This window comes from Fictibacillus aquaticus (genome assembly GCF_002245695.1).
In the GTDB taxonomy this organism is placed as follows: domain Bacteria; phylum Bacillota; class Bacilli; order Bacillales; family Fictibacillaceae; genus Fictibacillus; species Fictibacillus aquaticus.
Window position 1 is genome coordinate 1,159 of record NZ_NOII01000085.1, and the last position, 312, is coordinate 1,470.

Annotated in this window: 1 protein-coding gene; it reads left to right on the plus strand. The window is 36.9% G+C overall.

Going from position 1 to position 312, the window contains the following annotated elements; translation table 11 throughout:
- Positions 1–34 precede the first annotated feature (34 nt).
- On the plus strand, positions 35–312 hold a 278-nt coding region (locus tag CGZ90_RS20050; protein WP_276206784.1), incomplete at its 3' end, for a Na+ dependent nucleoside transporter N-terminal domain-containing protein.

Here is a 312-nt window from a genome sequence, read left to right on the forward strand (position 1 = left end):
AGTTCTATCAAGAAAGTTTTAGGAGGATAATATTATGAAATATGTAATCTTTTTGGCGGGTCTTGCAGCAGTGTTTTTACTGGCGTTTCTAGTCAGCAACGACCGCAAAAAAATTAAATATAAGCCAATTGTGATCATGCTCGTCCTGCAATTTATATTTACATATATTTTGCTGAATACAAGTATCGGGCTTACAGTTATTAAAGCAATTTCTACATTGTTTGAGAAATTGCTCGGCTATGCAAGCGATGGAGTAAACTTTGTGTTTGGAGGATTGGCGAACGAAGCCGCAATGCCGTTTTTCTTGAACGT